The 26246-nt window shown below is 71.9% G+C and carries 27 protein-coding genes, 1 tRNA gene and 1 riboswitch; of the genes, 4 read left to right on the top strand and 24 right to left on the bottom strand.

Annotated features, from left to right (window positions below):
- Positions 1 to 138 precede the first annotated feature (138 nt).
- From mihF to mscL, 11 genes are all read right to left on the bottom strand, one after another.
- Positions 139 to 477 (bottom strand): integration host factor, actinobacterial type, encoded by a 339-nt coding sequence (gene mihF / locus ABYE80_RS03595; protein WP_372788731.1) that lies wholly within the window; start codon positions 475 to 477, stop codon positions 139 to 141.
- Positions 478 to 635: 158 nt separating this feature from the next.
- Positions 636 to 1736: a quinone-dependent dihydroorotate dehydrogenase gene (locus ABYE80_RS03590; protein WP_372788729.1), complete on the bottom strand. Its 1101-nt coding sequence runs from the start codon at positions 1734 to 1736 to the stop codon at positions 636 to 638.
- A 1-nt stretch (position 1737) separates the two neighbouring features.
- On the bottom strand, positions 1738 to 4857 hold the full coding sequence (carB, locus tag ABYE80_RS03585) for a carbamoyl-phosphate synthase large subunit (RefSeq protein ID WP_372788727.1): 3120 nt from the start codon (positions 4855 to 4857) through the stop codon (positions 1738 to 1740).
- Positions 4857 to 6017 (bottom strand): glutamine-hydrolyzing carbamoyl-phosphate synthase small subunit, encoded by a 1161-nt coding sequence (carA, locus tag ABYE80_RS03580; protein ID WP_372788725.1) that lies wholly within the window; start codon positions 6015 to 6017, stop codon positions 4857 to 4859. The genes carB and carA overlap by 1 nt, the downstream gene beginning before the upstream one ends.
- The gene (locus tag ABYE80_RS03575) at positions 6017 to 6553 is read right to left on the bottom strand and encodes an isochorismatase family protein (protein WP_372788724.1); all 537 of its coding nucleotides are present in this window, start codon (positions 6551 to 6553) and stop codon (positions 6017 to 6019) included. Before ABYE80_RS03575 ends, carA begins: the two co-directional genes overlap by 1 nt.
- Positions 6550 to 7932, bottom strand: a complete 1383-nt coding sequence (locus ABYE80_RS03570; protein ID WP_372788723.1) for a dihydroorotase — start codon at positions 7930 to 7932, stop codon at positions 6550 to 6552. Before ABYE80_RS03570 ends, ABYE80_RS03575 begins: the two co-directional genes overlap by 4 nt.
- On the bottom strand, positions 7932 to 8888 hold the full coding sequence (locus ABYE80_RS03565; protein ID WP_372788722.1) for an aspartate carbamoyltransferase catalytic subunit: 957 nt from the start codon (positions 8886 to 8888) through the stop codon (positions 7932 to 7934). The genes ABYE80_RS03570 and ABYE80_RS03565 overlap by 1 nt, the downstream gene beginning before the upstream one ends.
- Positions 8885 to 9439 carry a bifunctional pyr operon transcriptional regulator/uracil phosphoribosyltransferase PyrR gene (pyrR, locus tag ABYE80_RS03560; RefSeq protein ID WP_372788720.1) on the bottom strand — a complete coding sequence of 185 codons (555 nt, stop codon included), beginning with the start codon at positions 9437 to 9439 and terminating at the stop codon, positions 8885 to 8887. The genes ABYE80_RS03565 and pyrR overlap by 4 nt, the downstream gene beginning before the upstream one ends.
- A gap of 124 nt (positions 9440 to 9563) precedes the next feature.
- Positions 9564 to 9950 (bottom strand): PASTA domain-containing protein, encoded by a 387-nt coding sequence (locus tag ABYE80_RS03555; protein WP_372788718.1) that lies wholly within the window; start codon positions 9948 to 9950, stop codon positions 9564 to 9566.
- Positions 9947 to 10882, bottom strand: coding sequence for a ribonuclease Z (gene rnz / locus ABYE80_RS03550; RefSeq protein ID WP_372788717.1), 936 nt, complete (start codon positions 10880 to 10882; stop codon positions 9947 to 9949). Before rnz ends, ABYE80_RS03555 begins: the two co-directional genes overlap by 4 nt.
- 42 nt (positions 10883 to 10924) lie before the next feature.
- The gene (gene mscL / locus ABYE80_RS03545; protein WP_372788716.1) at positions 10925 to 11308 is read right to left on the bottom strand and encodes a large conductance mechanosensitive channel protein MscL; all 384 of its coding nucleotides are present in this window, start codon (positions 11306 to 11308) and stop codon (positions 10925 to 10927) included.
- A gap of 217 nt (positions 11309 to 11525) precedes the next feature.
- Here mscL and ABYE80_RS03540 point away from each other — a divergent pair, with 217 nt between their 5' ends.
- Entirely contained in the window at positions 11526 to 12293 is a 768-nt protein-coding gene (locus tag ABYE80_RS03540; RefSeq protein WP_372788714.1) for a class I SAM-dependent methyltransferase, read from the top strand.
- A 76-nt stretch (positions 12294 to 12369) separates the two neighbouring features.
- On the opposite strand, the gene ABYE80_RS03535 is transcribed toward ABYE80_RS03540, so the two are convergent.
- The 7 genes from ABYE80_RS03535 to ABYE80_RS03505 all read right to left on the bottom strand — a co-directional run bounded on the left by ABYE80_RS03535 (position 12370) and on the right by ABYE80_RS03505 (position 17784).
- Positions 12370 to 13653 carry an ABC transporter substrate-binding protein gene (locus ABYE80_RS03535; RefSeq protein ID WP_372788712.1) on the bottom strand — a complete coding sequence of 428 codons (1284 nt, stop codon included), beginning with the start codon at positions 13651 to 13653 and terminating at the stop codon, positions 12370 to 12372.
- Positions 13650 to 14783 (bottom strand): branched-chain amino acid ABC transporter permease, encoded by a 1134-nt coding sequence (locus tag ABYE80_RS03530; protein WP_372788711.1) that lies wholly within the window; start codon positions 14781 to 14783, stop codon positions 13650 to 13652. Before ABYE80_RS03530 ends, ABYE80_RS03535 begins: the two co-directional genes overlap by 4 nt.
- Positions 14780 to 15676: a branched-chain amino acid ABC transporter permease gene (locus ABYE80_RS03525; RefSeq protein WP_372788710.1), complete on the bottom strand. Its 897-nt coding sequence runs from the start codon at positions 15674 to 15676 to the stop codon at positions 14780 to 14782. The genes ABYE80_RS03530 and ABYE80_RS03525 overlap by 4 nt, the downstream gene beginning before the upstream one ends.
- Positions 15673 to 16440 (bottom strand): ABC transporter ATP-binding protein, encoded by a 768-nt coding sequence (locus ABYE80_RS03520; RefSeq protein WP_372788709.1) that lies wholly within the window; start codon positions 16438 to 16440, stop codon positions 15673 to 15675. Before ABYE80_RS03520 ends, ABYE80_RS03525 begins: the two co-directional genes overlap by 4 nt.
- Positions 16437 to 17267 carry an ABC transporter ATP-binding protein gene (locus tag ABYE80_RS03515; protein WP_372788707.1) on the bottom strand — a complete coding sequence of 277 codons (831 nt, stop codon included), beginning with the start codon at positions 17265 to 17267 and terminating at the stop codon, positions 16437 to 16439. The genes ABYE80_RS03520 and ABYE80_RS03515 overlap by 4 nt, the downstream gene beginning before the upstream one ends.
- Positions 17268 to 17449: 182 nt before the next feature.
- Positions 17450 to 17522: transfer RNA gene (locus ABYE80_RS03510), tRNA-Arg, on the bottom strand.
- A gap of 49 nt (positions 17523 to 17571) precedes the next feature.
- The gene (locus ABYE80_RS03505) at positions 17572 to 17784 is read right to left on the bottom strand and encodes an RNA-binding S4 domain-containing protein (RefSeq protein WP_372788705.1); all 213 of its coding nucleotides are present in this window, start codon (positions 17782 to 17784) and stop codon (positions 17572 to 17574) included.
- A 64-nt stretch (positions 17785 to 17848) separates the two neighbouring features.
- Here ABYE80_RS03505 and ABYE80_RS03500 point away from each other — a divergent pair, with 64 nt between their 5' ends.
- Both ABYE80_RS03500 and ABYE80_RS03495 read left to right on the top strand, forming a co-directional pair.
- Positions 17849 to 18163, top strand: coding sequence for a hypothetical protein (locus tag ABYE80_RS03500; protein WP_372788704.1), 315 nt, complete (start codon positions 17849 to 17851; stop codon positions 18161 to 18163).
- Positions 18164 to 18213: 50 nt separating this feature from the next.
- The gene (locus ABYE80_RS03495; RefSeq protein WP_372788702.1) at positions 18214 to 19125 is read left to right on the top strand and encodes a P1 family peptidase; all 912 of its coding nucleotides are present in this window, start codon (positions 18214 to 18216) and stop codon (positions 19123 to 19125) included.
- 6 nt (positions 19126 to 19131) lie between these two features.
- Here the strand turns inward: ABYE80_RS03495 and ligD are convergent, their stop codons facing one another.
- From ligD to thrC, 4 genes are read right to left on the bottom strand one after another with little or no spacing between them, the layout of a single operon-like run.
- On the bottom strand, positions 19132 to 21588 hold the full coding sequence (gene ligD, locus ABYE80_RS03490) for a DNA ligase D (protein WP_372788700.1): 2457 nt from the start codon (positions 21586 to 21588) through the stop codon (positions 19132 to 19134).
- Entirely contained in the window at positions 21588 to 22322 is a 735-nt protein-coding gene (locus tag ABYE80_RS03485; RefSeq protein ID WP_372788699.1) for a DapH/DapD/GlmU-related protein, read from the bottom strand. Before ABYE80_RS03485 ends, ligD begins: the two co-directional genes overlap by 1 nt.
- A gap of 32 nt (positions 22323 to 22354) precedes the next feature.
- The gene (locus ABYE80_RS03480; protein WP_372788698.1) at positions 22355 to 22630 is read right to left on the bottom strand and encodes a ubiquitin-like small modifier protein 1; all 276 of its coding nucleotides are present in this window, start codon (positions 22628 to 22630) and stop codon (positions 22355 to 22357) included.
- Positions 22630 to 23892, bottom strand: coding sequence for a threonine synthase (thrC, locus tag ABYE80_RS03475; protein ID WP_372788697.1), 1263 nt, complete (start codon positions 23890 to 23892; stop codon positions 22630 to 22632). The genes ABYE80_RS03480 and thrC overlap by 1 nt, the downstream gene beginning before the upstream one ends.
- 54 nt (positions 23893 to 23946) lie before the next feature.
- A riboswitch (SAM riboswitch) is annotated at positions 23947 to 24048 on the bottom strand.
- Positions 24049 to 24196: 148 nt separating this feature from the next.
- Here thrC and ABYE80_RS03470 point away from each other — a divergent pair.
- Positions 24197 to 25192 (top strand): magnesium transporter CorA family protein, encoded by a 996-nt coding sequence (locus ABYE80_RS03470; RefSeq protein ID WP_372788695.1) that lies wholly within the window; start codon positions 24197 to 24199, stop codon positions 25190 to 25192.
- A 10-nt stretch (positions 25193 to 25202) separates the two neighbouring features.
- On the opposite strand, the gene ABYE80_RS03465 is transcribed toward ABYE80_RS03470, so the two are convergent.
- Together ABYE80_RS03465 and ABYE80_RS03460 are read right to left on the bottom strand one after the other, a co-directional pair.
- The gene (locus ABYE80_RS03465; RefSeq protein ID WP_372788693.1) at positions 25203 to 25703 is read right to left on the bottom strand and encodes a GNAT family N-acetyltransferase; all 501 of its coding nucleotides are present in this window, start codon (positions 25701 to 25703) and stop codon (positions 25203 to 25205) included.
- 23 nt (positions 25704 to 25726) lie between these two features.
- On the bottom strand, positions 25727 to 26246 hold a 520-nt coding region (locus ABYE80_RS03460; RefSeq protein WP_372788691.1), incomplete at its 5' end, for a class I SAM-dependent methyltransferase.

Raw genomic sequence — 26246 nt, 5'->3', positions numbered from 1 at the left:
GCGACCTTGTGCGCGCGCGGAGCGCGCTCACGCGAGAGCGGAGCCGGCCGGCGGGGTCGGCCCGGACGGACGGTCGCGACGCGCGGAGCGCGCTCACGCGAGAGCGGAGCCGGCCGGCGCGGTCGGGCCGAACCGGAGCTACCGACGCAGCGAAGCGACCAGCTCGTTGCGCTGCCGCTCCGACAGCCCGCCGATCGTCTTCGAGGGCGAGATGCGGCACGTCGTGAGGACCTTGTTCACCTTGACGCGTCCGTACTTCGGCACCGCCAGCAGCATGTCGAACACCTTGGCGGTCTCGAGATACTCGGGCGGATCTGCCAGAAGTGAGTGGATCGAGACGCGACCGGCCTTCAGGTCCTTCTTCAGCTGCGCCCGCCTGCTCCGGATGTCGTTCGCGCGCTGTAGCGCGTCCATCCGCTGGTTCAGCGAGCGCTCCGGGGCCGTGGTCTTGGTGGCGGTGTCGGAAGCGGTGCTCATCGGCGTGGGCGAGCATACATCCTGCGGGCCGCCGGTGAAGCGGGAAAAGCGAGATTCGGCTGAACCTCGACCTGAGGTTGATGCTTCTTGACCCCGGTCGAACGTTTTTTTCGGATTTGCAGGGCGTTTGGGCGCACCTACGACGGATACGCCAACGTTCAGTCGACGTTCTTGCCGCTGTTTGCGGGGTTTTCACCCGCCTCGGCGCGCCCGACCGCTTCATCGATCCGTGCAAGACCCGCTCGATCGAGTCGGCGGCTCAGACCGCGGTGCATGCTGCGCGCCCACAGCGGCCCGCCGTAGACGAAACCGGTGTAGGCCTGCACGAGCGTCGCGCCCGCCTCGATCCGGGCCCAGGCATCCTCGGCGGACTCGACGCCGCCGGCGGAGACCAGGACCAGACGGTCGCCGACCCTGGCCCGCAGACGCCGCAGGACCTCGACGCTGCGCTCGGCGACCGGCGGGCCGGACAACCCGCCCGCCCCCGCGGCCTCGATCCGCTCGGGAGCCGACCGCAGACCACGCCGGGCGGTCGTCGTGTTGGTCGCGATGAGACCGTCGAGCGCCTCCGCCAGCGCCAGGTCCGCCACGGCGTCGACGTCCTCGTCGGAGAGGTCGGGAGCGATCTTCACGAGCAACGGCCGCCCGGCACAGACCGGTCGGACCGCCCGCACGAGCTCACGCAGCTGGTCCACCGCCTGGAGGTCGCGCAACCCCGGCGTGTTGGGCGACGACACGTTGAGCACGACGTAGTCGGCGAGGGGCGCGAGCAGGGACGCGGACGTGACGTAGTCGGCGACCGCGTCCGTCGCGACCTTGGTCTTCCCCAGGTTGACGCCCACCACGAGCCCGTCACCGGTGCGCCGCCGCCGGAGCCGTTCCGCGGCGGCACGGGCCCCGCCGTTGTTGAACCCCATCCGGTTGACGAGCGCCCGGTCGTCCGGCAGGCGGATGAGCCGTGGCCGCGGGTTGCCGGGCTGGGCGTCGGCCGTCACCGTGCCCACCTCGACGAACCCGAAGCCCAGCGCCCCGAGCCCCCTGACGAGCTTCGCGTCCTTGTCGAACCCGGCCGCCAGCCCGACCGGCGACGGGAAGGTCAGTCCCAGCGCCGTGACCCGCAGGCGCGGGTCACGCGGGCCGAGCCAGCGGCGCAGCCCCGGGACGTGCCCCGCCACGCGCAGCATCCGGGCCCCGACGTGGTGCGCGCGCTCCGCGTCGAGGCGCGTGAGGACCAGCCGGAAGACCAGCCGCCAGAGCACGTCAGGCGGGCGCGCCGTTGCGGTGGTGGATCTCCTGCAGGGACAGCGGCTCCGGGTCGCGCGTCCGGGCCGCCGCGATCGCGCGGGCGGCCGCCAGCCCGCCGGAGAGGGTCGTGAGGCACGGAATGCCGCGGGCGATCGCCGCGCTGCGGATCTCCCATCCGTCGGTGCGCGCACCGGACCCCGTCGGGGTGTTGACCACCATGTGCACGTCCCCGCGCTCGATCCAGTCGACCACGTGCGGGGAGCCCTCGCCGATCTTGTTGATCGTCGTGCAGGGAATCCCCATCCGCTCGATGGCGGCCGCGGTCCCGCTCGTGGCGATGATCTGGAACCCCTGGTCGTGCAGCGTCTGCGCGATCGCGACGGCCGCGGGCTTGTCGGTGTCCGCCACGGTGATGAACACCGTGCCCTCCGACGGGAGGGCCGAGCCGGCGGCGGCCTGTGCCTTGGCGAAGGCGGTCGGGAAGTCGCGGGCGATGCCCATCACCTCACCGGTGGAGCGCATCTCCGGTCCCAGCAGGGCGTCGGACCCGTCGAAGCGGTCGAACGGCATCACCGCCTCCTTGACGCTCACGTGATCGCCCCGCATCGGGTCGGCGGGTAGGCCGAGGTCGGCGATGCGCTCGCCGAGCATGAGCCGGCACGCCATCTTCGCGAGCGGGACACCGATCGCCTTGGACACGAACGGCACCGTGCGCGAGGCGCGTGGGTTGGCCTCGATCACGTAGAGGGACCCGGCGTGGACGGCGTACTGGACGTTGAGCAGTCCGACGACACCGAGGCCCAGCGCGATGCCGCGGGTGTGCTCGCGGATCTTCTCGAGCATGTCGCCGCCGAGCGAGTGCGGCGGCAGGACGCAGGCGGAGTCGCCGGAGTGGATCCCGGCCTCCTCGACGTGCTGCATGATGCCGCCGACCCACACGTCCTCGCCGTCGCACAGGGCGTCGACGTCGACCTCGATCGCGTTCTCCAGGAAGCGGTCGAGGAAGATCTCCCCGCGCGCCTCCCCCTGCGGCGGCGCGTGACGCTCCAGGTAGTCGCTCAGGCCGTCGAGCGAGTACACGATCTCCATGGCGCGACCGCCGAGCACGTAGCTCGGCCGGACCAGGAGCGGGAAGCCCACGTGCTCGGCGGCGGCGAGGGCCTCGTCGACCGAGTGCGCCGTCGCGTAGGGCGGCGCCTCGAACCCCAGGTCGGAGAGCAGCGCGCCGAAGCGGCCGCGGTCCTCGGCGAGGTCGATCGCGTCGACGCTCGTGCCGAGGATCTGGACGCCGGCCTCCATGAGGCCGGCTGCGAGCTTGAGCGGGGTCTGACCGCCGAACTGCACGATCACGCCCTCCGGCTGCTCGACCTCGAGCACCCCGAGCACGTCGTCGAGCGTCAGCGGCTCGAAGTAGAGACGGTCGGAGGTGTCGTAGTCCGTGGACACCGTCTCGGGATTGCAGTTGATCATCACGGCCTCACGGCCGGTGGCGCGGACCGTCATCGCCGCGTGCACGCAGCAGTAGTCGAACTCGATGCCCTGCCCGATGCGGTTGGGGCCGGCGCCGAGGATCACGACGCTCGGGTTCGTCCGTGGGTCGCCGCGCTCGACCTCGTGGCGCGGCCCCTCCGGGCCCGGCCGCTCCCAGCCGGAGTAGAAGTACGGCGTGCGCGCCGCGAACTCGGCGGCGCAGGTGTCCACCGACTTGAACGTCCTCGCCCCGGCGAAGGTCGCCTCGGAGGACCCGGCCAGCGCCTCGAGCTCGGTGAGGAACCACGGATCGATCTTCGTGACGTCGTGGATCTCGTCCGTCGAGACCCCGCGGCGCAGCGCCTCGAGCAGGACGTCGTAGCGGTCGGAGGACGGGAACTCCAGCGACGCCACCAGGTCCGGCGTCGCCATCGCGGCCACGTCCGGGCGGGTGTCGAGCTCGCGGGAGCGCATCGCCTTGGCGAAGGCCTGACCGAAGGTCCGGCCGAAGGCCATCGCCTCCCCCACGCTCTTCATGTGCGTCGACAGCACGGCGTTGGCGCCGGTGAACTTCTCGAAGGCGAAGCGCGGCCACTTGACGACCACGTAGTCGATCGTGGGCTCGAAGCTCGCCGGGGTGAGCTTGGTGATGTCGTTGTCGATCTCGTCGAGGGCGTAGCCGACCGCCAGGCGCGCCGCGATCTTCGCGATCGGGAAGCCCGTGGCCTTGGAGGCCAGCGCCGAGGACCGCGACACGCGCGGGTTCATCTCGACGATCAGGATCTCCTCGGTCTCCGGGTTCACCGCGAACTGCACGTTCGACCCGCCCGTCTCCACGCCCACCGCGCGGATCACCGTGATCGCCTGATCACGGAGCTGCTGGTAGAGGCGGTCGGTGAGCGTCTGCTGCGGGGCGACGGTCACGGAGTCCCCGGTGTGGACGCCCATCGGGTCCACGTTCTCGATCGAGCAGACGATGACGACGTTGTCGCAGTGGTCACGCATGACCTCGAGCTCGAACTCGCCCCAGCCCAGCACCGAGCGGTCGATCAGGACCTGCCCGATCGGAGACGCGTCGAGTCCGCGCTCGACGATGCGCCGGAACTCGTCCTGGGTCCGCGCGATGCCACCGCCCCTCCCGCCGAGCGTGAACGCCGGGCGGATGATCGCGGGCAGGCCGATCGACTCGCGGAAGGACTCGGCCTGCTCGAGGGTCGTGGCGATCTCGGACTCGGGCATCCGCAGCCCGGCCCGCTCCATGGCCTCGCGGAACAGATCGCGGTCCTCCGCGCAGCAGATCGCGTCGTAGTTCGCGCCGATGAGCTCGACCTCGAGCCGCTCGAGCGTGCCGTCCTCGTGGAGCGCCTTGGCGAGGTTCAGGGCGGTCTGTCCGCCGAGCGTCGGCAGCAGCGCGTCGGGGCGCTCCTTCTCGATGATGCGGGCGACGGGGCCGGGCAGCAGCGGCTCGACGTAGGTCGCGTCGGCGAACTCCGGGTCGGTCATGATCGTCGCCGGGTTGGAGTTCACGAGGACGACCTCGTAGCCCTCCTCGCGCAGGACCTTGCAGGCCTGCACGCCGGAGTAGTCGAACTCGGCGGCCTGACCAATCACGATCGGGCCGGAGCCCAGGATCATGATGCGCTTGAGGTCATCGCGGCGGGGCATCAGCGGACCTCCGGGGTGCGGACGGCGTTGAGGAAGCGGTCGAACTGGTAGAGCGCATCGTTGGGTCCGGGGCCTGCCTCGGGGTGGTATTGGACCGTGGCGCCCGGCACGTCGAGCAGCTGCAGGCCCTCCACGGTGCGGTCGTAGAGGTTGACGTGCGTCAGGGCCGCCTCCCCGAAGTCGGTGGACCAGCGGACGGGCTCGTCGGCCTCGATCCGGAGTCCGCCGTCGGGGGCGGTGACCGCGAAGCCGTGGTTCTGCGAGGTGATCTCGATCTTGCCCGTGCGCAGGTCCTTGACGGGGTGGTTCCCGCCTCGGTGGCCGAACGGCAGCTTGGTGGTCTGCAGGCCGACGGCACGACACAGCAGCTGGTGCCCGAGACAGATGCCCCACACGGGCTTCTTGCCGATCAGGGCGCGAACGGTGTCGACGACGTAGTCCAGGGCGGCCGGGTCTCCGGGGCCGTTGGCGAGGAAGAACGCGTCGGCATCGGTCGCGAGCAGTTCGTCGGCGGTCACGGTGCAGGGGTGCAGCGTGACCTGGGCGCCGCGATCGACGAGATGGCGGACGATCGAGCCCTTGATACCGGTGTCGATGGCGTGGACGCGCACGACGCTGGGGAACGCCGAGCCCGCGGTCCCGTGCACCGAGGGTTCGGCCGGCGTGACCTCGCGCGCCAGGTCGCGGCCCTGCATCGGAGGCTCCGCGGCGATGAGCTCGCGTGCCTGCGCCTCGGTGACCCGGCCCGGGAAGACGCCTCCGCGCATGGACCCCGCCTCGCGGATGTGGCGGACCAGCGCGCGCGTGTCGACGTCGGTGATGGCGGGGACGCCGCAGTCCACGAGCCAGTCCAGCCACCCGCGTTCGGCGGTCGGCGCGTCCTCGGTGTTCGTGGCAGCGCGCATGATCACGGCGCGCGCGTGGATGCCGTCGCTCTCCATGGCGGCGCCGCTGACGCCGTAGTTGCCGATGTGGGGATAGGTGAACGTGATGAGCTGGCCTGCGAACGAGGGGTCGGTCACCGACTCCTGGTAGCCGCTCATCCCGGTGGTGAAGACGACCTCGCCGACGGCGTGCGCATCCGCGCCGCAGGCCAACCCGTCGAACCGCGTCCCGTCCTCGAGGAGGACGTAGGCGGTCGGTTCCGTGCTCGATGCCACTACTTGATCAGCCCCTGGATGGTCTTGAACTCTTCGGTGCCCGCCCTGCCGCACAGCTCCAGCAGCGCCATCTCGACGCTGGTCAGGCTCGCCCCGGCCTCGCGGGCGCGCTCGAGGCCGATCGCGCGGTTGTCCGCGGTGCGGCTCGAGACGGCGTCCGTGCAGACGTGGACCTCCACGCCGTCACGGAGCAGGTGCTGGGCGGTCTGGTGGACGCACACGTGCGCCTCGATGCCGCAGAGCAGCACCTGATCGCGGCCCTGGAGGTCGAACCCGTCGGCGCCGGCCGCGCTGAACACGGACTTCTCCAGCACAGGCGTGCCCGCGCCCAGGTGTCCGGCGACCTCCGGGACCGTGGCCCCCAGCCCGCGCGGGTACTGCTCGGTGACGATGACCGGAAGGCCCAGCGCCGCGGCCCCGCGAACGAGCACCGCGGTGGCGGCCGCGACGCGGTCGAAGCCGTCGATGACCGGGCGGAACGCCTCCTGGACGTCGACGACGACCAGCGCGGTGCGATCTCGTGCGAGCACGGTCATGCCGCGCTCAGCGCCGTGCGGCGCTCCCGGTAGGCGACGGCGCCGGCGGCGATCGTCATGAGCACCTTTCCCCGCACGCGGCGGCCGTCGAAGCAGCAGTTCGCCGAGCGCGACTCGTAGCCGTGCTCCCCGATGGTCCACTGCCGCTCGAGGTCCACGAGCGTGAGGTTCGCGGGTGCGCCGACCTCCAGGCGCGGGCCCGGGAGCCCGAGGAGCTCGGCACCGCTGGTGAGCTTCTCCACGACGAGCCCGAGGCTCAGGGTGCCCGGCACGACGAGCTCGGTGTAGACGGCGGCGAACGCGCTCTCCAGGCCCGTCGTGCCCATCGGCGCCTGCTCGAAGGGAACGTCCTTCTCGTCGCGGGCGTGGGGAGCGTGGTCGGTGGCGATGCAGTCCACCGTGCCGTCCTTGAGCCCTTCGATGAGCGCCTGGCGATCGGTCTCGTCGCCCAGCGGCGGGTTCATCTTCAGGGACGTGTCCAGGGCGCCGGAGGTTCCGGGCGCCCCCTCGGGGCCGGAGCCGCCGACGATGTCGCGGTCGATCAGGAGGAGATGGTGCGGGCTGGCCTCGCAGCTCACCTTCACGCCCCGCGCCTTCGCGTCGCGGACCGCACGGACGGAGTCGATCGAGCTGAGGTGCTGCATGTGGACGCGGGCGTCCTCGTACCCGGCGATCGCGCAGTCGCGAGCGACCATGGTGGACTCGGAGATCGAGGGCACCCCGCCGACGCCGAGCAGCGCGCTCGTCGCGCCCTCCCGCATCGCGCCTCCGGCGGAGAGCGTCGGATCCTCCTCGTGCAGGGCGATCACGCCCCCGCAGAGCTTCTGGTACCGCAGCGCCTTGCGCAGCATGCCCGCGCTCGTGACCGGGCGGCCGTCGTCGGTGAACCCGAGCGCCCCCTCGTCCATGAGCTCGGCCATCTCCGTGAGCTCCGCCCCGGCGAGATCACGGGTGATCGCCGGCATCACCCCGATCGGGATCCGGGCGTCGCGTGCGGCCGCGTCGCGCAGGGACCGCAGCAGCGGCGCGCTGTCGAGGACCGGGCTGGTGTTGGGCATCGCGACCACGGCGCAGTAGCCGCCGGCCGCGGCAGCCCGGGTGCCGGTCTCGAGATCCTCCTTGTGCTCCTGGCCCGGGGTCCGCAGGTGGACGTGCGGGTCGACGAACGCCGGGAGCACGTGCCGGCCCTTGCCGTCGACGACCTCCGCGCCCTCCGGCGGGACGATCGTCCCGGGCGCGCCGATCTCGGCGATGACGCCGCCGCGGACCAGGACGTCATGGGGACCGTCGATACCGGTGCGCGGGTCGAGCAGGTGCGCGGCGCGCACGAGCAGGGTGGCGTCCGGTGCGGGGGCGCGGACGAGCTTGGGGGCGGACATCAGGCTGCTCCGGGGGTCGTGGTCGGGGCGGTCGGGACGGGCGCGACCTCGGGGGCTCTGCTGCCGGCCAGGACCTCGTACAGGACCGCCATGCGCACCACGACACCGGCCTCGACCTGCATGGTGATGACGGCCTGCGGGGAGTCGACGACCTCGCCCGACAGCTCGACGCCGCGGTTCACCGGGCCCGGGTGCATGACGATCTGGCGCGGTCCGAGATTGCGACCGTTGATCTGGTAGCGCGCGGCGTACTCGCGCAGCGACGGGACGTAGCTGTCGTGCATGCGCTCGTTCTGCATGCGCAGGGCGTAGATCACGTCCGCCTCGCGGATGCCGTCGAGCGTGTACGTGACCCGGCACGGCAGGGACTCCTCGATCCCGTGCGGGATCAGCGTCGGTGGGCCGCACACCGTCACCCTGGCGCCCATCTTCGCGAAGGCGAGGATGTTCGAGCGCGCGACCCGGCTGTGCAGGACGTCCCCGACGATCCAGATGTCCAGGCCGTCGAGGCTGCCGACGCGACGCAGCAGCGTGTACACGTCGAGCAGCGCCTGCGTCGGGTGCTCGTGCTTGCCGTCGCCGGCGTTGACGATCGACGCGGAGGTCCAGTGGGTCACGAGCTCCGCGGCGCCGGCCCACGGGGTCCGCACCACGATCGCGTCGGGCTTGTGGGCGCTCAGCGTCAGGACCGTGTCCTTGAGCGACTCGCCCTTCTCGACGCTGGAGCCGCTGGCTGCGAAGTTCACGACGTCCGCGCTCAGGCGCTTGGCGGCGAGCTCGAAGCTCGAGCGGGTGCGCGTGGACGCCTCGTAGAAGAGGTTCAGCACGGTCCGACCGCGCAGCGCCGGCACCTTCTTGATCTCCCGGTCGCTGACCTCCGCGAAGGATGCCGCGCGATCGCAGATGCGTTCGATGGCCTCGCGGTCGAGATCGTGGATCGACAGCAGGTGCTTCATCGCTGGTCCTCCAGGTCCGAGGAGATCGTGACGCGGTCGCTCCCGTCGAGCTCCTCGACGGAGACGTTGACCCGCTCGTTGCGGGCCGTCGGGAGGTTCTTGCCGACGTAGTCGGGGCGGATCGGCAGCTCCCGGTGGCCGCGGTCGGCGAGGACCGCGAGCTGGACGCGGGCGGGGCGCCCGTAGTCGAAGAGGGCCTCGATCGCCGCGCGTACGGTGCGACCGGTGAAGAGGACGTCATCGACGATCACGACGGTCCGCCCCTCGAGCGCGAAGTCGATCTTCGACGCGTGCACCACCGGGGCGCTGCCGTCCCTCGTCGCGACGTCGTCGCGGTAGAACGCGATGTCGAGCTCCCCGCGCGGGACCTCGCTGTCGAGGAGGTCGGTCAGGAGGCGGTGCAGCCGGTTCGCGAGGACGGCGCCCCGGCGGTGGATGCCGACGACGGCCAGCGTCCCGGGCTCACCGTGCTTCTCGACGATCTCGTGGGCGATCCGCACGAGCGTTCGCCGCATGTCGTCCTCATCGAGGACGACCTTCTCCGGGGACATCTGGGTGCTCCTTCCTGGCCTCACGGGACCGGGTTAAAGGACGCCACGGACCCTACCAGTGTGCCCGACGGAAACCGGTCCCCGCACACGGGACGAAGCCGCACCGTGCGGTGAGTACCTGGGTTCAGCGCCGGGCGATCCGCACCTCGACCGTCGAGCCCTGCTCGAGCTGTCCCCCCGGGGCCGGGTCCTGCGAGGTGACCTCCCAGTTGGACTCGACGATCACCCCGAGCAGTCCGCCGCCCACGACGTCGAGGTCGAAGCCGGCGCGGTCGACGCGCTCCTTGGCGACGTTGAGGCGCTCACCGACCAGATCGGGCACCGCGGTGGTGACGATCACGGTCCCCGGGTTGGTGGTCGCCGCCGGCACGGTCACCGTGCGGGCCACGGTCACGGTCTCGGTCTCGCGCCCCTTCGCCCCGCCGAGGATCGCGACGAGCAGGACACCCGCGAGGAAGCCGGAGGCGACGGCCAGCAGCACGCCCTGGGTCGAGAAGCGACGCTCGCTCATGGGACCGGGAGCTCGGATCGGACCAGTTCGGGTGCGCCCTTCTCGGGGAAGGGCACGACCACCTGATCGAAGTCCCGCGGCACCTCGGTGGCCGGGAACGTCGTCCGCGCCTCGTCGCGCACCTCCCGCGGGTGGTAGCGCTGGGAGACGTGCGTCAGCACGAGCAGCCGCACCTCCACCTCGCGGGCCAGTTCGGCGGCCTGCCGGGCAGTGGAGTGCCCGGTCTGGCGGGCACGGTCCAGGTCGGCGTGGAGGAAGGTCGCCTCGTGCACGAGCACGTCGGCGCCGCTCGCCTGCGCCCTGAGCGTCTCGCACGGCGAGGTGTCCCCGCTGAAGACGATGCGCCGCCCGGGACGGGGCGGGCCGACCACCTGATCGGCCGTCACGCCGTCGACGGTCTCCCCCGCCTGGAGCCGACCGAGGTCGGGTCCGTCGGTCACGCCCAGCTCACGGGCGCGGTCGGGATCGAGGCGGCCGGGGCGGTCGTGCTCGATCACCGCGTAGCCGAACGCCTGACCACGATGCGCCACGTTGAACGCCTCGATCTCGTAGCCGTCCCATTCGATCGCGTCGCCGGCGTCGAGCTCGATGACCGCCAGCGGGTAGCCGAGCCGGCCGTAGGTCGCCCGGACGGACTGCAGGAGCGCCGCGGTCCCGGGCGGGCCGTACAGCAGCAGCTCCCGGCTGCGCTCGCGCAGGTCGAAGGACTTGAGCATGCCCGGGAGTCCGAGCCAGTGATCGGCGTGGAGGTGGGTGAGGAAGATCGCATCGAGATCCACCAGGCCGACCGAGCGGATGAGCTGCCGTTGGGTCCCCTCGCCGCAGTCCATCAGGATGCGGTCGCCCCCGGCGCGCAGCAGCACCGCGGGCAGACCGCGCCGGGCGGTCGGAACGGATCCGGCCGTGCCGGCGAAGACGAGCGAGAGATCCACCGTCGCCGAGGGTAGCGACGGCGGATCCTCCGTGAATCCGGGTCAGCGCTGCTGGGTCTTGAGCAGATCGCGGATCTCGGTCAGCAGGACGGCCTCGTCGGACGGGGCATCCGTGTCGGCGTCGGCCGCGCCGCCCCGCTCGCTCATCTTCTTGAGCGGGACGACGACGACGAAGTAGATGACCGCCGCGACGATCACGAAGTTGATGAGCGCGGTGATGGTCGTGCCGTAGATGACGTTGGTGCCGTTGATCTCGATGCCCTCCTTCGAGAAGTCCGGGACACCGCCGATCGCGGCGATCAGGCCACCGATGAAGTCATCGGCGAAGGCGGCGACGACGGTGCCGAACGCGACGCCGATCACGACCGCGACCGCGAGGTCGACGACGTTGCCGCGCAGCAGGAACTCCTTGAAACCCTTGAGCATTGGGGATGCTCACCTCCAGGTGGGATGGGGAACGGGGTGGTGCTGCGAACATAACCGCAATTCGGTCCGTTGCCACCGAAGTTCATGCGTCTGAGGGATCAGCTATCCGTCCGTTTGGAGGATGATCGCGGCGCGGACGGATGACCGGGGCCGTCGAGGCGGGGTCACCGGAGACGCGTGCACTTACCGGATTCGAGAGCGTCGGATACTCGAGCGCGTGACGACGCAGACGGGGGATCTCCGGGACCGTGTGGCCGACCACCCCGCGTGGTACCACTCGATCGATCTCGCCGACGGGATCACGACGCCGGGCTTCTGCGATCTGCGCCCGTTCGCCCCGGAGGCCCTGCCGGACGCCGTGGAAGGCCTGCGCTGCCTGGACGTCGGAACCTTCGACGGGTTCTGGGCCTTCGAGCTGGAGCGGCGCGGCGCCGCCTCCGTCCACACGCTCGACCTCGCGGACGGCACGCAGGCCGACTGGCCTCCCAACACGCGGGCGGCCAACCTCGCGGACACCGCCGCCTCGGGTCTGCAGTGGGGCACCGGCTTCCTGCTGGCCCGCGAAGCGCTCGGCTCACGCGTGCAACGCGTGCTCGGGACGGTCTACGAGCTCGAGCCGTCCTGGGTCGACGGGCCCGTCGACCTCGTCCTGTGCGGCACCATCCTGCAGCACCTCCGGGACCCCGTCGGGGCGCTGGAGCGGATGCGTGGCGTGCTCGTGCCCGGCGGTGAGCTCCTGATGATCGAGGCCTACTCCGCTCCCCTCACCCGCCGGTATCCACGCCGAGCCGTGGCGGAGTACCGGCCCGTGGTCCCGGGATCCCGCTACACGTGGTGGCTCGGGAACCTCGCGACCCTCCGCGGTTACGCGGCGACGGTCGGCCTGGAGCCGGTCCCCGGCGCCAAGCCGGTGACGCACCGGCCTCTGCGTGGCGCCGGCAAGGGCGACCGGGTCGTCGCGCTGCGCTTCCGCCGTCCGGCCTGACCGCGCGGCGGGGCCGATCGGCCTGCGGAACCCACCGGGACACGGGTCCCGGGAGCTCCACAGGCCACCGGTCCACCTACTCGAACGTGTACTTCTCGGCCGCGTCGGAGGCGAAGTTCGTCTCCAGCGGCTCGAGGCCGAACGGACCCGACGCCTTGACGGCGAACATCGACGACGTCCGCGACGGGTTGCGCTCCTCGATCGGGCCGTACTCGTAGTCCCCGCCGAGACCGTCGAACGAGATCGTCCCGACCTCCTGGACGGCCTTGAGGATGCCCTCGTGGGACAGGTCGCCGTTCTCGACGGCCTTCTCGAGCACCGCGGTCATCGCCCGCGCCTGGTTGTAGCCGAACGTGAAGTACAGGTCGCCGTCCGCGACCGTGCGCTTGGGCGGGTACTCGGCCTTCGCCGCGATCAGCTCCTTCATCCCGGGCACCGTCTCGTCGCCCCAGGCCGGACCCTCGCTCACGACCCAGAATCGGGCCTCGAGGTAGTCCTTCAGCGGCGACTGCGAGAGCGCCTGGACCCACACGGGCGACTGCGCGATCCAGCGCGGGGAGAACTTGCCCTGCGCCGCGGTGCCGAGGATCGTCCCGGCCTCCGTGGGCAGCCCCGTCAGCCAGACGGCGTCACAGCCGGCGTTCTTCAGCTGGGTGACCTGACCGGTGAAGTCCTTGTCGCCCTGCCGGAACTTGACGCTCGCGGCCAGCTTGAACCCGAGCTCCTTCTCGGCGAAGGCGATGCCCTCCGCCCCGGCCTCGCCGTACGGGTCGTCCTGGAACATCCCGCAGATCTTCTTCGAGCCGCCCTGGCCCTCGGTCCGCAGGTAGTAGTCCATCGCGTTGACCGCCTGGATCTGGTACGGCCCGCCGACGGGGGTCAGGTTGGGCTGCCGCACCCACTCGGAGTCCAGCGTCGCCGGCCCCGCCACCGTCCCGTCGCGGGTGATCTGCGGCAGGAGCGCCTGGATGATCGGGGTCCCGAGGATCTGGACGAAGGCCGCCGTCTCGTCCTTGAGGCGGTTGTAGCCCTGCACCGCCGTCGGTGCGTCGTAGCGGGTGTCCCGCTGCACGAGCTTCACCTTGTACTTGCCCGCGACACCGCCCGCGGCGTTGAGCTTGTCGAACCACACCTGGTTGCCGGCGGTGAGCGGCTGCCCGATCACGGCCACCGGGCCGCTCAACGGCGTCAGTACGCCGAGGCTGATGGTGGTGCCGTCGAATCCGGCGGTGGCGGTGGGCTCTCCGCCCGTGCCGGCCTTGTCGCCGTTGTCGTCGTCGTCGCGGCCGCACCCGGCGGCCCCGAGTGATGCGACGAGCACGGCCGCGGCGGCGAGCCGCGCGAACCTTGATCTCCTCATGTCTCCTCCTCGTTGTCGGTCGTCCTCGCAGGGGTGGCGGACGACCTGTTGACGCGTGCTGCGACCCGACGTGCAAGTGCGGTGAGCCCTCTGGGCTCGGCGATCAGGAACCCGATGATCAGGACCCCGAACAGGACCTGGTTGAGCGCGAAGACCGTGATGACCCCGTCGTCCCCGGCGCCCGAGGAGACCCCGGGGATGGAGGACGAGTACTCCTCGATGACCCGGGGCATCGACCCGACGAACACCGCGCCGAGCACCGGCCCGTACACCGAGCCCAGGCCGCCCACGATGATGATCGCGATGTACTGGATCGACAGCACGAGGTTCCACTCGCTCGGCGAGACGAACTCCTGATAGGCCCCGAGCAACGCCCCCGCGAGCGCCGCCAGCGCGCTGGAGAGCGCGAACACCGCCACCTTGGTGCGGGCGATGTCCACCCCGGTGAGCTCGGCGGCCAGGTCGCGGTCGCGGATCGCCTGCAGCGCCCGGCCCGCGCGGCTGCGCGCGAGGTTGGCGGCGATCAGCGCCACGACGGCGACCAACGCCCAGATGAGCCAGAACCAGCTCTGCGCGCGCGACGCCGCGAAGCCGCCGAGCGAGAAGTCGTTGAAGTCGACCCCGAAGGAGGCCGGCGGATCGATGGCCCGCCCGGAGTTCCCCCCCGTGAGGCCGCGCCAGTTGCGGAAGACGTGCTCGGCCAGGAAGACGAGCCCGAGGGTGACCACGACCAGGTACTGCCCGCGCAGGCGCAGCGCGAACGGGCCGACGACCGCGCCCAGCACACCGCCGATGAGCGCCGCACCGAGCAGCCAGAGCGGCAGCGGCAGGCCTTCGTCGGCGCCGAGCCAGCCCGCCGCGTAGGCGCCCACCCCGATGAAGGCGGCGTGACCGAGCGACACCTGACCGGCGTACCCGGTCAGCAGGTTGAGTCCGAACGCGCCGATCGCCGCGATCCCCGCGTAGGCGAGGACCGAGAGCCAGAAGTCCGACACGGTCAGCGGGGCCAGGACGTAGGCACCGACGAGGACGAGGGCCCAGACACGGGAGGTCCGCGTGCGCAGCAGGCGCGGCGGCAGCGGGGCGCTGCGCGCCGGGGCGGGTGGGTCGGTGACGGCCGGCGTGCTCATGCGCGGTCCACTTCCGGGACCCCGAACAGGCCGTAGGGCCGCACCATGAGGATCACGATCATCACGACGTACGGCATGACCACGTGGAAGTTGTCGCCGAGCCACGCGGCGTGCTCCGGCTGGTACCCGGCGGTCAGCGTCTGCGTGATGCCGATCAGCAGGCCGCCGATGACCGCGCCGCCCGGCGAGTCCAGGCCACCCAGGATCATCGCCGGGAACGCCGCGAGCGCGATGAAGGAGATGGTCGGCGAGACGGCCGTCGCCCCCGTCGACAGCGTCACGCCCGCGAGCGCCGCGACCATGCCGGAGATCGCCCACGAGACCGCGACGACCGCCCCGACGCTGATGCCCTGAGCCAGCGCGGCCTCCTGATCGATCGCGACGGCGCGCATGGCCAGGCCGTACCGCGACAGCCGGAAGAACGCGAAGAACCCACCGAGGGCCATGGCGGCGATGGCCAGCGTCCAGAGGTCGCGCTCGGCCAACGTGAGGCCGGCGAGGTCGACCGTCTTGATGCCCCACGGGTCACCGAGGTTGTGGGAGTTGTAGCCCCACAACGTCGGGATCAGCTGCTCGATCACGAACAGCAGCCCGATCGTGATCATGATCACCGCGAAGGCGGGCTGTCCGACCATGCGGGCGAGGACGACGCGCTGGATCAGCACCCCGACGATCGCGCAGGCCGCGACGGCGGCGAGCACGGCGATCACGAACGGCGCGCCGATGCGGTCGGTGAAGTGGTAGGCGATGTACGCACCGAGGGCGACGAGACCGCCCTGCGCGAAGTTGATGACCCCGGTGGCCCGGTAGATCACGACGAAGCCCAGCGCCACCAGCGCGTACCGCGCTCCGAGGGCCGAGCCGGCGAAGACGAACTGAAGGAAGTCGGTCACGCCGCCGTCCCCAGGTAGGCGGCGATCACGCGTTCGTCGCGCTGGATCTCGGCGGGCGTGCCCGTCGCGATCGGGGTACCGAAGTCCAGGGCCACCACGCGGTCCGCGAGGCCCATGACGAACGGCATGTCGTGCTCCACGAGCACGACGGCGAGGTCGGGTCGCGCCGTGCGCACCGCGCCGATGTACGACGCCATGGCCTCCGTCTCGCCCGCGTTCATGCCGGCGACGGGTTCGTCGAGCAGGAGCAGCCGCGGCTCCATGGCCAGGGCCCGACCCAGCTCGACGCGCTTCTGGATCCCGTAGGGCAGCATCGCCACGTGCGCGTCGCGGTACTCGTCCAGGCGCAGCAGCTGCAGGAGCTCGGAGATGCTCTCGCGGTGGCGGCGCTCCTCGTCCCGTGAGCGACCGAACCACGCGGCGCCGGCCAGGAAGCCGGCGCGCATGTGACGGTGGCGCCCGAGCAGCAGGTTCTCGGTCACCGTGAGCGTCGGGAACAGGCCGAGGTTCTGGAAGGTGCGCGCGACGCCGAGGTCCGCCGACCGCCGCCGCGACCCGAGGAGCGAGGCCCCCTCGAGCGTGATCGTGCCGGCCTGCGGCACGTAGACGCCGCTGATGCAGTTGAAGACGGAGGTCTTGCCGGCGCCGTTGGGACCGATCACCGCCAGGAGCTCGCCCGTGTCCGTGGTGAACGACACGCCGTCCAGCGCGGTGACGCCGCCGAAGCGCAGGGTGACGTCCGAGACGTCGAGCAGGGCGGTCACGAGGAGGCCTCCGATCCGTGGTCGTCCGGTGCGGGAGCCCCGGGGACCGTCTCACCGATCGTCCCGCCCAGGTAGCTGGCCTGGATCTTCGGGTCGTCGAGCAGGGCGTCGGCGTCGCCCTCGAGCGCCACCGTCCCCGATGCGAGCACGACGCCACGGTTCGCGATCCGGAGGGCCATGCGGGCGTTCTGCTCGACGAGCAGGACGGTCGTGCCTTCCCGGTTGATGGCCACGATCGCGTCGCGGATCTGCTCGACCAGGAGCGGAGCGAGTCCGAGGGAGGGCTCGTCGAGGACCAGGAGCCGCGGACCGGCCATCAGGGCGCGCCCGATGGCGAGCATCTGCTGCTGGCCCCCGGACAGGTATCCGGCGATGTCGTCGAGTCGCGGCGCGAGGTCCGGGAACAGCGCCAGGACGTGGTCGCGGCGCTCGGCCACCGCCGCCCGCTCCCCGCGCGCACGCGAGAAGCTTCCGGCGCGCAGGTTCTCGTCGACCGTCAGCGGAGCGAAGATCCGCCGGCCCTCCATCACCTGCGCGACTCCGGCCCGCACGCGATCCACGGCGCCGCGCCGGGCGACCGACTCGCCGTCGAGGGTGATGTCGCCGCGGATCATGCGCGCGCGGTGCATCCCGAGCAACCCGGTCACCGTCCGCAGGACGGTCGTCTTGCCCGCGCCGTTGGCGCCGAGCAGCGCGAGGATGGATCCCGCGGGCACCTCGATGCTCACCCCGCGCAGCGCGTGGATCACGTCCGAGTAGACGACGGCGACGTCCGTCAGCGCCAGCGAGGCTCCCGTCGTGGGCGCAGGTCCGTCCTGCGCGCTCATGAGCGCCCTTCGGGACCTGCTGGCCAACGCGCCGCGGGCGGCATGGACCCACCCTAACCCGATCCACCCCCCTCGGGGAAAGGCATATTCGTCCAGGTCATCAGCGACACGCGCCGCCGAACAGCCAGACGCGGTCGACGCGGCCCGCAAAAAACCCCCGCGTGAGCAGGGGTTTGTCGCAGCGCGCCCGGTAGGATTCGAACCTACGACTTCTTGCTCCGGAGGCAAGCACTCTATCCACTGAGCTACGGGCGCAGCGACGCGGAGCCTAGCGGATCAGGGGGTGGATCCCCCGCACGGGCGCTCACCCGGCGGTCAGGTGCAGCTCGTCGCCGTTGACGACGACGACATCTCCCGGGTGCAGCTGGCGCCCCCGGCGATCCTCCGGCTCCCCGTTCACGGTGATCTGCGCGTCCTCGAGGAACCAGCGCACCTCTCCCCCGCTGTCCACCAGGTCGGCGAGCTTGAGGAGCTGACCGAGGCGGATCATGCCGTCACGCAGGGGGATCTCGCGCATGCCCCCAGCATGGCACGGACCCGGCCGCGAGACCCTTGACGCCGATGCGAACATGTGTTCGCCCATGACGTCCTCAGGATCCGCCTACGCCCGCTTCCGCCGCGCCCTGCAGACCGGCAACCTGACCCTCGTGCGCACCGCGGCCGCCGAGCTCCCGGCGGTCTCCCTCGACGACGCGCTGCACGTGTGCGTCCTGCTGCGCGACCGCGAGCCGGATCGCTACGAACGCGCGGCGGTCCGCTGGATCGCGCGCTTCTGCGTCGAGCGCGTCGAGGTGTCGATCGAGGACGTCGATCAGGCGTCCAAGGCCTTCGTGCTCATGCGCTCGGACCCCGAGCGGGCGCTGCTGGCCCTCCAGGCGCTGTGCGCCGGGGCCTGAGGCCCGGCGACGTCCCGAGCGACCCCGCCCGGGTCGCTACGGTGTCGCACGTGGACGAGCGCCTCCCCGACGGCTTCCTGGTCGGTCACTGGACCCATGCCCGTGGGCACACCGGGTGCACGGTCGTGATCGCTCCGGACGGCGCGACGGGCGGCGCGGAGGTGCGCGGCGGGGGACCGGGTACCCGCGAGACCGACGTCCTGGCGCCCTCGAGCGCACCCCGCGACGTGCACGCGGTGCTGCTCACGGGCGGCAGCGCCTACGGGCTGGCCGCAGCGGACGGCGTGGTCTCGTGGCTCGCCGAGCGCAACCACGGACACCTCACGCGCGCCGGCATCCGCGTCCCCCTCGTCCCCGCCGCGGTGGTGTTCGACGCCGGCGCGCTGGACGACGACGGCAGGCCCGATGCGGCCGCGGGACGCGCCGCGTGCGAGTCGGCCTCGGCGGCGGTGCCCGCCCGCGGCCGGATCGGGGCGGGCGCCGGCGTCGCCGCCGGCAAGCTCCTGGGTCCCGACGGCTGGACACCGACCGGGATAGGACTGGCGAGTGACGACACCTCCGGCGCGCTGGTGACCGCGATCGCCGTCGTCAACCCCGTCGGGGAGGTCGTGGCCGCGGACGGCTCGATCCTGGCGGGCGCCCGCGAGCAGGACGGGACCCCCCGGCGCACGATCGATCTGCTCCGCGAGGGCCGTGCCCTCCCGGACCCGCCGATCGGCCGCGAGGCGACCGTGCTCGTCGCGCTGCTGACGGACGCCCGGCTGGACCGCACCGGGGCGTGGCTGCTGGCACGGGCCGCGACCGCGGGCGTCGCCCGCGCCGTGACGCCGGTGGCGACGCCGTACGACGGCGACGTGGCGTTCGCCCTGGCGTCCGGACGGGTCGACGCGGAGCCCTTCGCGCTGCAGGTGAGCGCCTCCGAGGCCACCGCCGCCGCGATCCGGGACGCGGCGGGCGGCTGAGTCCGGTCAGCCCGCGGCTCCGAGGTCCGGCAGGGCCTGCACGAGCGTCCGCACGGGCTCGAAGAGGTCCCCGTCGCGTTCCACGCGGCGCAGCACGTCCTGCGGGGACGGCAGGAAGACGGCCTCCCCACCCTCCTCCTGGACCTCGTCCCACCGCAACGGCACGCTCACCGTCGGCCGGTCGTGCGCGGCCCGCACCGAGTAGACGGAGACCGTCGTCTTGGCCTCGTCGTTCTGGTACCAGTCGACGAGCACCTTGCCCTTGCGCTGCGCCTTGGCCTGACGGGCCACGACCAGACCGGGCTCCTCCGCGGCGAGCAGTTCCGCGACGGCTCGCGCGAACGCGCGGGTCCGGGCGTACGGCACGCCGTCACCGTTGAGCGGCGCGTAGACCTGCAGGCCCTTGGACCCGGACGACTTCACCCACGTGCGCAGCCCGAGGCCGTCCAGCATGGCGCGCAGGTACAGCGCCACCCGACAGCACTCGGCGAACCCGGCGGGCGGACCGGGATCCAGGTCGAAGGCCAGGAGGTCCGCGTCCGGCGCCGCTCCGTCCACGGGTCCGTGCACGCGGTGCAGGGGCGTGTGGAGCTCGATCGCCGCGAGGTTGCCCAGCCAGGCCAGCGTCGCGGGCTCCTCCACCAGCAGCTGCGCCTCCACGCCGTCGGATCGCATCACCTCTGCCGTGGCGACCCAGGACGGCCGGTGGGCCGGGGCGCGCTTCTCGTAGAACGTGGGGCCGTCGACCCCGTCCGGCCAGCGACGCAGGGTGAGCGGCCGCCCGGACAGGTGGGGCACCAGCACCTCGGCGATCTGCGCGTAGTAGGCGATCAGCTCGCCCTTCGTCGTGCCGTCGGGCCACAGCGGCTTGTCGAGGTTCGTGACGCGCAGCTCGCGTCCGGCCGCCCGGACCAGGGTGCCGCCCGAGCCCGACGGGGCGGGCGTCGCGCCGACGCCGCGGCGCTCCTCCACCCCGCTCGTCCCGGGCTGCGGGTCCTCGGGCGCGACGAGCCCCTTGAACGACGGGTGGCGCAGCACGCCGTCCTTCGTCCATCCGGTGAACTCGATCTCGCACCGCAGGTCGGGCTCCACGAAGGTCGATGTGGCGGGAGGCGCCGCCCCGCCGGGGGCCGTGAACGGCGGGTCGGACCGCACGCGCGCCCGTAGTGCCGTCCGCAGCGCGGCGAGGTCGGCGTCCGTGAAGCCGGTGCCGACGCGCCCCGCGTAGCGCAGACCGCCGCTGTCGGGATCCGGGATCCCCAGCAGGAGCGCCCCAAGGTGATCCTGGCGTCTGCCCGTCCCGGGCGTCCACCCCGCGATGGCGAACTCCAGGCGCCCGGTGAGCTTGACCTTCGTGAAGGCGCTGGAGCGCACGCCCGGGAGGTACGGCGCGTCCCGACGCTTCGCGACGACGCCCTCGAGACCCAGCCGCCCGGCAGCCTCCAGCAGGGCCGGGCCGTCGTCCTCGGGCTCGGGGACCATGACGGCGTCGCCGCCGCGCGGGAGGTCGAGCGCCGTGAGGCGCTCACGGCGCTCGTCGTAGCCCAGGGCGGTCAGGTCGTGACCGTCGAGCCAGAGCAGGTCGAAGACGACGTATCGCACCGGCTGGGTCCGCATGAGCCGCCGCACCTTGGCCTCCGCGGTCACGTGCATCCGCCGCTGCAGGGCGGCGAAGCTGGGCCGGCCGTCCTCGTCGAACGCCACCACCTCGCCGTCGAGCACCGCACGGTGCAGCCCCAGGCCGCGCCCGAGCGGACCGGCCACCTCCGGGTACTGCCGGGTCACGTCGTTGAGCGCCCGGCTGCGCAGCGTCAGCCGTCCGGGCGCGCTGTGGGCGAGGACGCGCGCGCCGTCCCACTTCACCTCGAACGCCCAGCCCTCCCCGTGCGGCAGCGTCCCGGGCCGCGCCAGCATCGGGGCCACCCGCTCGGGCAGGGGTCCGGCCGACGGGTCCTCCGGCGGGTCCATGCGGTGCACCATCCACTCCGCGCCGTCCCGCTGCGGATCGCCGGCGTCGGACCGTCCGATGGGGAACAGCGCGTACCGCGCCCGGTACCGGTGCCCGTCCAGGCGCACCTCGATCTTGCGTGGTTCCCACTTCAGGAGCTCGTACGTCCCGCTGTCGCAGATCGTCATCGTCCCGGCGCCGTAGCGGCCGGGCGGGATCTCGCCGTGGAACCCCAGGTAGTCCAGCGGGTGGTCCTCGGTGCGGATCGCGAGATGGTTCGTGCCCGGCTCCGGCGGCAATCCGTGCGGGACCGCGAAGGACACCAGCACGCCGTCGCGCTCGAGCCGCAGGTCCCAGTGCAGGCGTGAGGCGTGGTGCTCGTGGACGACGAAGCGGGGACGCTCGCCGTCCGCGCCGCCGATCCCGGCGGGTGCGGCGTCGGTGCCGGGCTCCGGGGTGGGCTGCTCGCGCTTGGCGCGATAGGCACGGAGGGGATCGCCGCCCGACTCCCCCATCAGGGCGCCGCGTGAGCCCCGTCCGCCAGCGACTTCACCGTGCGTGCCGGCACGCCGCCGATGACGGACGCGTCCGGGTAGCTCCCGCCGTTGACGACCGCTCCCGCCGCGACGACCGAGTTCGCGCCGATGACGCTCCCGCGCAGGACGACCGCGTTGGTCGCGACGAAGGTGTTGGCGCCGATGGTCACCGGCGCGCTGCGCACCGGTTGGTCGAGGAAGAACGTGTCGGAGCCGTCGAACCCGTGATCGGAGTCGATCACCGTGACGCGCTCGGCGAGCCCGACCTTGGGGGCCAGTTCGATCCGCTCTTCGCAGTGCAGCGTGACGTTGCGCCCGCAGACGGCACGCTCGCCGAGGCGCAGGTCGCCGGCCGACTTCAGCTCGCACCGGTCGCGGATCTGCACGTCGGCGGCCAGGCGGATCGTCCCGCCCCAGGGCTGCAACCGGATGCCGTTCTGCAGGACGGCACGGTCCCCCAGCTCGATGACGCCGTCCGCGCCGGGCGCGAGGTCGATCACGAGCCCGCTGCCCATGCGCACGTCCGCGCCGATCCGCAGGCGCACGTCCCCGGGGTAGCCGTCGATCTCGACGCGCGGCAGGCCCAGGAACCGGGGCACGCCGGCCGCCTCGACCGTGAAACGGCCTCCGAGCCGCCGCACGCGCACGGCGGACCACGCCACCCAGGCGCGGAAGCGCAGGGCGCGGACGGACGTGAGGAGCGTGCCGATCATGCGTCCGGCACGCTACCCGGTCCTCGCTCCGCTCAGCCGCCGGCGACCGCCGGCAGCACCTGCACCTCGGCGCCGTCGGCGACCGTGGTGTCGAGCCCCTCGCCGAAGCGGATGTCGTCGCCGCCGACGTACACGTTCACGAAGCGCCGCAGGGTGCCGTCCTCGTCGGAGAGGCGGTCCTTGAGCTCCGGGTGCTCCGCGTAGACGTTCTCCAGGACCTCGCGGACCGTGGTGCCCTGCACCTGGACGCTGCTGTTGCCCCCTGCCGCTGCGCGGAGCTGGGTGGGCAGCTTGACCTTGACGGACATCAGCGGGTCGCTCCCGTCGCGAAGGCGTCCTCGAACGCGTCGAAGGTGGGCGCGATCACGTTCGTCTCGAAGGTGTCCCGGACCGCGTCCAGCGTCTTGAGCCCGTCACCGGTGATCACGAGGACGACGCGCTCGTCCGGGCCGATGTCGCCCCGCTCGGCGAGCTTCGCCAGCGTGGCGGTGGTGACGCCACCCGCCGTCTCGGTGAAGATCCCGGTGGTCTCGGCCAGCAGCCGGATCCCGGCACGGATCTCGTCGTCGGTGACCGCGTCGACGCCGCCGTTGGTCCGGCGAGCGAGCTCCACGGCGTACGGGCCGTCGGCCGGGTTGCCGATCGCCAGCGACTTCGCGATCGTGTCGGGCTTCACGGGGCGGCAGACGTCGTGGCCTGCCGCGTAGGCCTGGGCGACCGGGGAGCACCCGGTGGCCTGAGCCCCGTTCATGACCGGCACCGAGCCCTCCACGAGCCCGAGCTCGAGCCACTCCTCGAAGCCCTTGGCGATCTTCGTGAACAGCGAGCCGCTCGCGATCGGGGAGACGATGCGGTCGGGGGCCTCCCAGCCGAGCTGCTCGATGATCTCGTAGGCGATGCTCTTGGAGCCCTCGGCGTAGTACGGGCGCATGTTGACGTTCACGAACGCCCAGCCGTCGCGCTCGCCGCTGACCTCCGTGCACAGGCGGTTGACGTCGTCGTAGTTGCCCTCGACGGCGACCACGTTGGTGCCGTAGACGCCGGTGGCGAGGACCTTCTGCTCCTCCAGGTTCGACGGGATGAAGACGTAGGACTCCATCCCCAGCGCGGCCGCCTGCGCCGCGACCGCGTTGGCGAGGTTGCCGGTGGACGCGCACGCGAGCACCTCGAAGCCCAGCTCGCGGGCCCGTGCGGTGGCCACGGACACGACGCGATCCTTGAACGAGTGCGTGGGGTTGGCCGTGTCGTTCTTGACCCAGACCTCACCGATCCCGAGCCGCTCGGCCAGGATGTCGGCCCGGATCAGCGGGGTGCAGCCCGCCGGCAGCCCGGCACGCGAGGCGCGCCGGTTGCTCGGGCCCGGAGGGCCGCCCACGAGGGGCAGGAACTCGGCGTAGCGCCAGATGTTCTGGGGCCCGGCCTGGATGCGGCGACGCGCAGCGGCGACGTCGGTGACCGGAGCGTGGGCGTAGGAGACCTCGAGCGGTCCGAAGCAGCGCTCGCAGACGTACTGCGCCTCCAGCGGGTACTCGGTCTTGCACTCTCGGCACTTCAGCGATTCAGCAGCCATCAAAAAAACCTCCGTCGGTGGCGGAGGTTCAGTGCTGCGAGGCGCGGAACTCCGGCCACATCTTTCAGGAATTGGCACCTTTCGGAGCGCTGTACGAGCCGCCTCGTGGTTGCCGGGGTTTCATCGGGCCAGTCCCTCCACCCCTCTGGATGTGTCCAGCTATGTGGTCGCCAGTGTACACATGTCCCCGACGGTCCGGACCCGCCGGCTTCACTGGTCGTTCACGTTCAGCGGTTGGCGGCGGTTGGGCCGCCGCTAGACTGCCCGCAGGTGCCCCCGATGACCGACGAGCCGCGAAGTCCCGATGCCCAGCCTGCCCAAGCCCCGCTTGCGGAGGCCGGCCCGCGGCCGCGGCTCGGCCGTCGCGCACGCCCCGGAGCCTGAGACCCCGAACGTCGAGATCGTCGAGCACGACGGTCTGCGCTGGATCAACATCGTCCATCCCCGCCAGGCGGACCGGACCTGGCTGGAGGAACATTTCGACTTCCACCCGCTGGACTACGAGGACGTCTTCTCGCGCAACCAGCGACCGAAGGTCGACGAGTACGACGACTACCTGTTCGTCGTCCTGCACTTCCCGGCCTACGACAAGCAGGTCGGGCGCCTGAACGCCGCGGAGGTCGACGTCTTCCTCGGGCCCGACTTCGTGGTCACGCTGCCCAACCAGCCGATCCAGCCGCTGGAGTACCTCTTCACCCGGGCCGAGCAGCGCGAGGACATCCGGGCCGGTCTGTTCGGCAAGGGGGCGGGCTACCTGCTGTACAAGATCGTCGACGACTGCGTCGACGCGTCGTTCCCCATGCTGCGCAAGATCGGCAACAAGCTCGAGCGCCTCGAGGAGGACATCTTCCAGGGACGCTCCGGAGAGATCGTGCGGGATCTCTCCAACGCCAAGCAGGAGATCATCAACTTCCGCAAGATCGTCCGGCCGCAGCGATCAGCACTCGCCGACCTCGAGCGCACCAAGCGGTACATCCCCGACGACCTCGACATCTACTTCGACGACATCAACGACGCGTCGGAACGGATCTGGGACATGCTCGAGAACTTCAAGGAGGTCGTCGAGGGCCTCGAGAGCACGAACGAGTCGGTGCTCTCCCACCGGCTGAACGACGTCCTGCGCGTCCTCACCGCGTTCAGCGCCGTGATGCTGCCGCTCACCTTTCTCGCCAGCGTCTTCGGGATGAACGTCGCCGTGCCGGGCGAGGGGTCGATCGCCGCGTTCTGGGTCATCGTCGCGTTCATGGTCGCGATGCTGGGCGGCATGCTGTGGCTGTTCCGCCGCCGCGGCTGGCTGTGACCCGCGCGGCTCAGGCCTCCTCGCCGGCGAGCAGATCCATCAGGAGCGCGTCCCGCTCGGTGCCGTCCTCGCGTCGCTCGTAGGCCCGCGCGATCCCGATCGGCCGGAACCCGACCTTCTCGTACACGCGTATCGCCCGAGCGTTGTCGGCGGCCGGGTCGATGGTGAGGCGGCGGTGCCCGCGGTCGCGCAGCAGGAAGCCGATCACCGCGCGCAGCGCCTCGGTTCCCAGACCTCGGTCCTGGTGGGCGGCGCCGAGCACGATGTCGATACCGGCCGATCTGTGCCCGGGCCACTCCTCCTCGCAGGCCTGGATCCATCCGGCGATCTCGTCGTCGACGCGGATCGTCCAGGCCAGGCAGTCGTCGTCGCCCAGTTCCTCGCGCAGGGTCCCCTCGTCCGGGACGGGCCACCACTGCCGCACGCTCGGCTCGTGGACGATCGCTGCCACGGCCTCGATGTCCTCGCCGGTCAGCGGTCGCAGCACGACCCGGTCGCCGCGGAGCACCACGGCGCGCGACCGGCCGCCCCCGGTCATCTCCTGCTCGCGCGCTCGAGCAGGTACTGGCTGCCCACGCCGCTGCGGTGCTCGCTGTGCAGGCCGCCGTCGGCGAGCGCGCCGTCGAGCTGCTCGATCGTGACCGCGGAGCCCAGCCAGGCCGGATCGTCGGTGCCCTGCGGCGTCCTGCGCAGCACGCGGTCCAGCAGCCGCGGCCGGGCGAGGTCGGCCCGGCCGACGCGGTGCACGGCCGGATCGTTGCTGAGCTGGAAGACCGCCCACCCGCCGGGCCGCAGGACCCGCCCGAGCTCGCGGATGTACCCCAGCGTCACCAAGGGGTCCGGGATGTGCTGGAAGACCACGAAGGACACCGCCACGTCGACGCTCGCGTCGGGCAGCGGGAGCGAGACCCCATCGCCGTGGTGGAACTCGACGTTCCCGTGGGAGGCGAGCATCTGCTGGGCGCGCTCGAGCATCTCGCTGCTGACGTCCACGGCGTGGACGTGGGCCGTCCGGTCGGCCAGGACGCGCGTGAACCGTCCGACACCGCACCCG

Origin of the sequence: Paraconexibacter sp., from assembly GCF_041602235.1 — a bacterium.
Classification (GTDB): Bacteria; Actinomycetota; Thermoleophilia; order Solirubrobacterales; family Solirubrobacteraceae; genus Paraconexibacter.
This window is presented reverse-complemented; position numbering and strand designations above follow the sequence as displayed.

What these genes read in the sequence shown, in the direction of transcription:
- ABYE80_RS03515 (WP_372788707.1), bottom strand. Translation starts at nt 17,267, where the DNA reads ATGAGCGCGCAGGACGGACCTGCGCCCACGACGGGAGCCTCGCTGGCG.
- ABYE80_RS03535 (WP_372788712.1), bottom strand. Translation starts at nt 13,653, where the DNA reads ATGAGGAGATCAAGGTTCGCGCGGCTCGCCGCCGCGGCCGTGCTCGTC.
- ABYE80_RS03500 (WP_372788704.1), top strand. Translation starts at nt 17,849, where the DNA reads ATGACGTCCTCAGGATCCGCCTACGCCCGCTTCCGCCGCGCCCTGCAG.
- ABYE80_RS03480 (WP_372788698.1), bottom strand. Translation starts at nt 22,630, where the DNA reads ATGTCCGTCAAGGTCAAGCTGCCCACCCAGCTCCGCGCAGCGGCAGGG.
- ABYE80_RS03485 (WP_372788699.1), bottom strand. Translation starts at nt 22,322, where the DNA reads ATGATCGGCACGCTCCTCACGTCCGTCCGCGCCCTGCGCTTCCGCGCC.
- ABYE80_RS03555 (WP_372788718.1), bottom strand. Translation starts at nt 9,950, where the DNA reads ATGAGCGAGCGTCGCTTCTCGACCCAGGGCGTGCTGCTGGCCGTCGCC.
- ABYE80_RS03530 (WP_372788711.1), bottom strand. Translation starts at nt 14,783, where the DNA reads ATGAGCACGCCGGCCGTCACCGACCCACCCGCCCCGGCGCGCAGCGCC.
- ABYE80_RS03575 (WP_372788724.1), bottom strand. Translation starts at nt 6,553, where the DNA reads ATGACCGTGCTCGCACGAGATCGCACCGCGCTGGTCGTCGTCGACGTC.
- mihF (WP_372788731.1), bottom strand. Translation starts at nt 477, where the DNA reads ATGAGCACCGCTTCCGACACCGCCACCAAGACCACGGCCCCGGAGCGC.
- thrC (WP_372788697.1), bottom strand. Translation starts at nt 23,892, where the DNA reads ATGGCTGCTGAATCGCTGAAGTGCCGAGAGTGCAAGACCGAGTACCCG.
- ABYE80_RS03570 (WP_372788723.1), bottom strand. Translation starts at nt 7,932, where the DNA reads ATGTCCGCCCCCAAGCTCGTCCGCGCCCCCGCACCGGACGCCACCCTG.
- ABYE80_RS03505 (WP_372788705.1), bottom strand. Translation starts at nt 17,784, where the DNA reads ATGCGCGAGATCCCCCTGCGTGACGGCATGATCCGCCTCGGTCAGCTC.
- ABYE80_RS03470 (WP_372788695.1), top strand. Translation starts at nt 24,197, where the DNA reads ATGCCCAGCCTGCCCAAGCCCCGCTTGCGGAGGCCGGCCCGCGGCCGC.
- ABYE80_RS03565 (WP_372788722.1), bottom strand. Translation starts at nt 8,888, where the DNA reads ATGAAGCACCTGCTGTCGATCCACGATCTCGACCGCGAGGCCATCGAA.
- mscL (WP_372788716.1), bottom strand. Translation starts at nt 11,308, where the DNA reads ATGCTCAAGGGTTTCAAGGAGTTCCTGCTGCGCGGCAACGTCGTCGAC.
- carB (WP_372788727.1), bottom strand. Translation starts at nt 4,857, where the DNA reads ATGCCCCGCCGCGATGACCTCAAGCGCATCATGATCCTGGGCTCCGGC.
- ligD (WP_372788700.1), bottom strand. Translation starts at nt 21,588, where the DNA reads ATGGGGGAGTCGGGCGGCGATCCCCTCCGTGCCTATCGCGCCAAGCGC.
- pyrR (WP_372788720.1), bottom strand. Translation starts at nt 9,439, where the DNA reads ATGTCCCCGGAGAAGGTCGTCCTCGATGAGGACGACATGCGGCGAACG.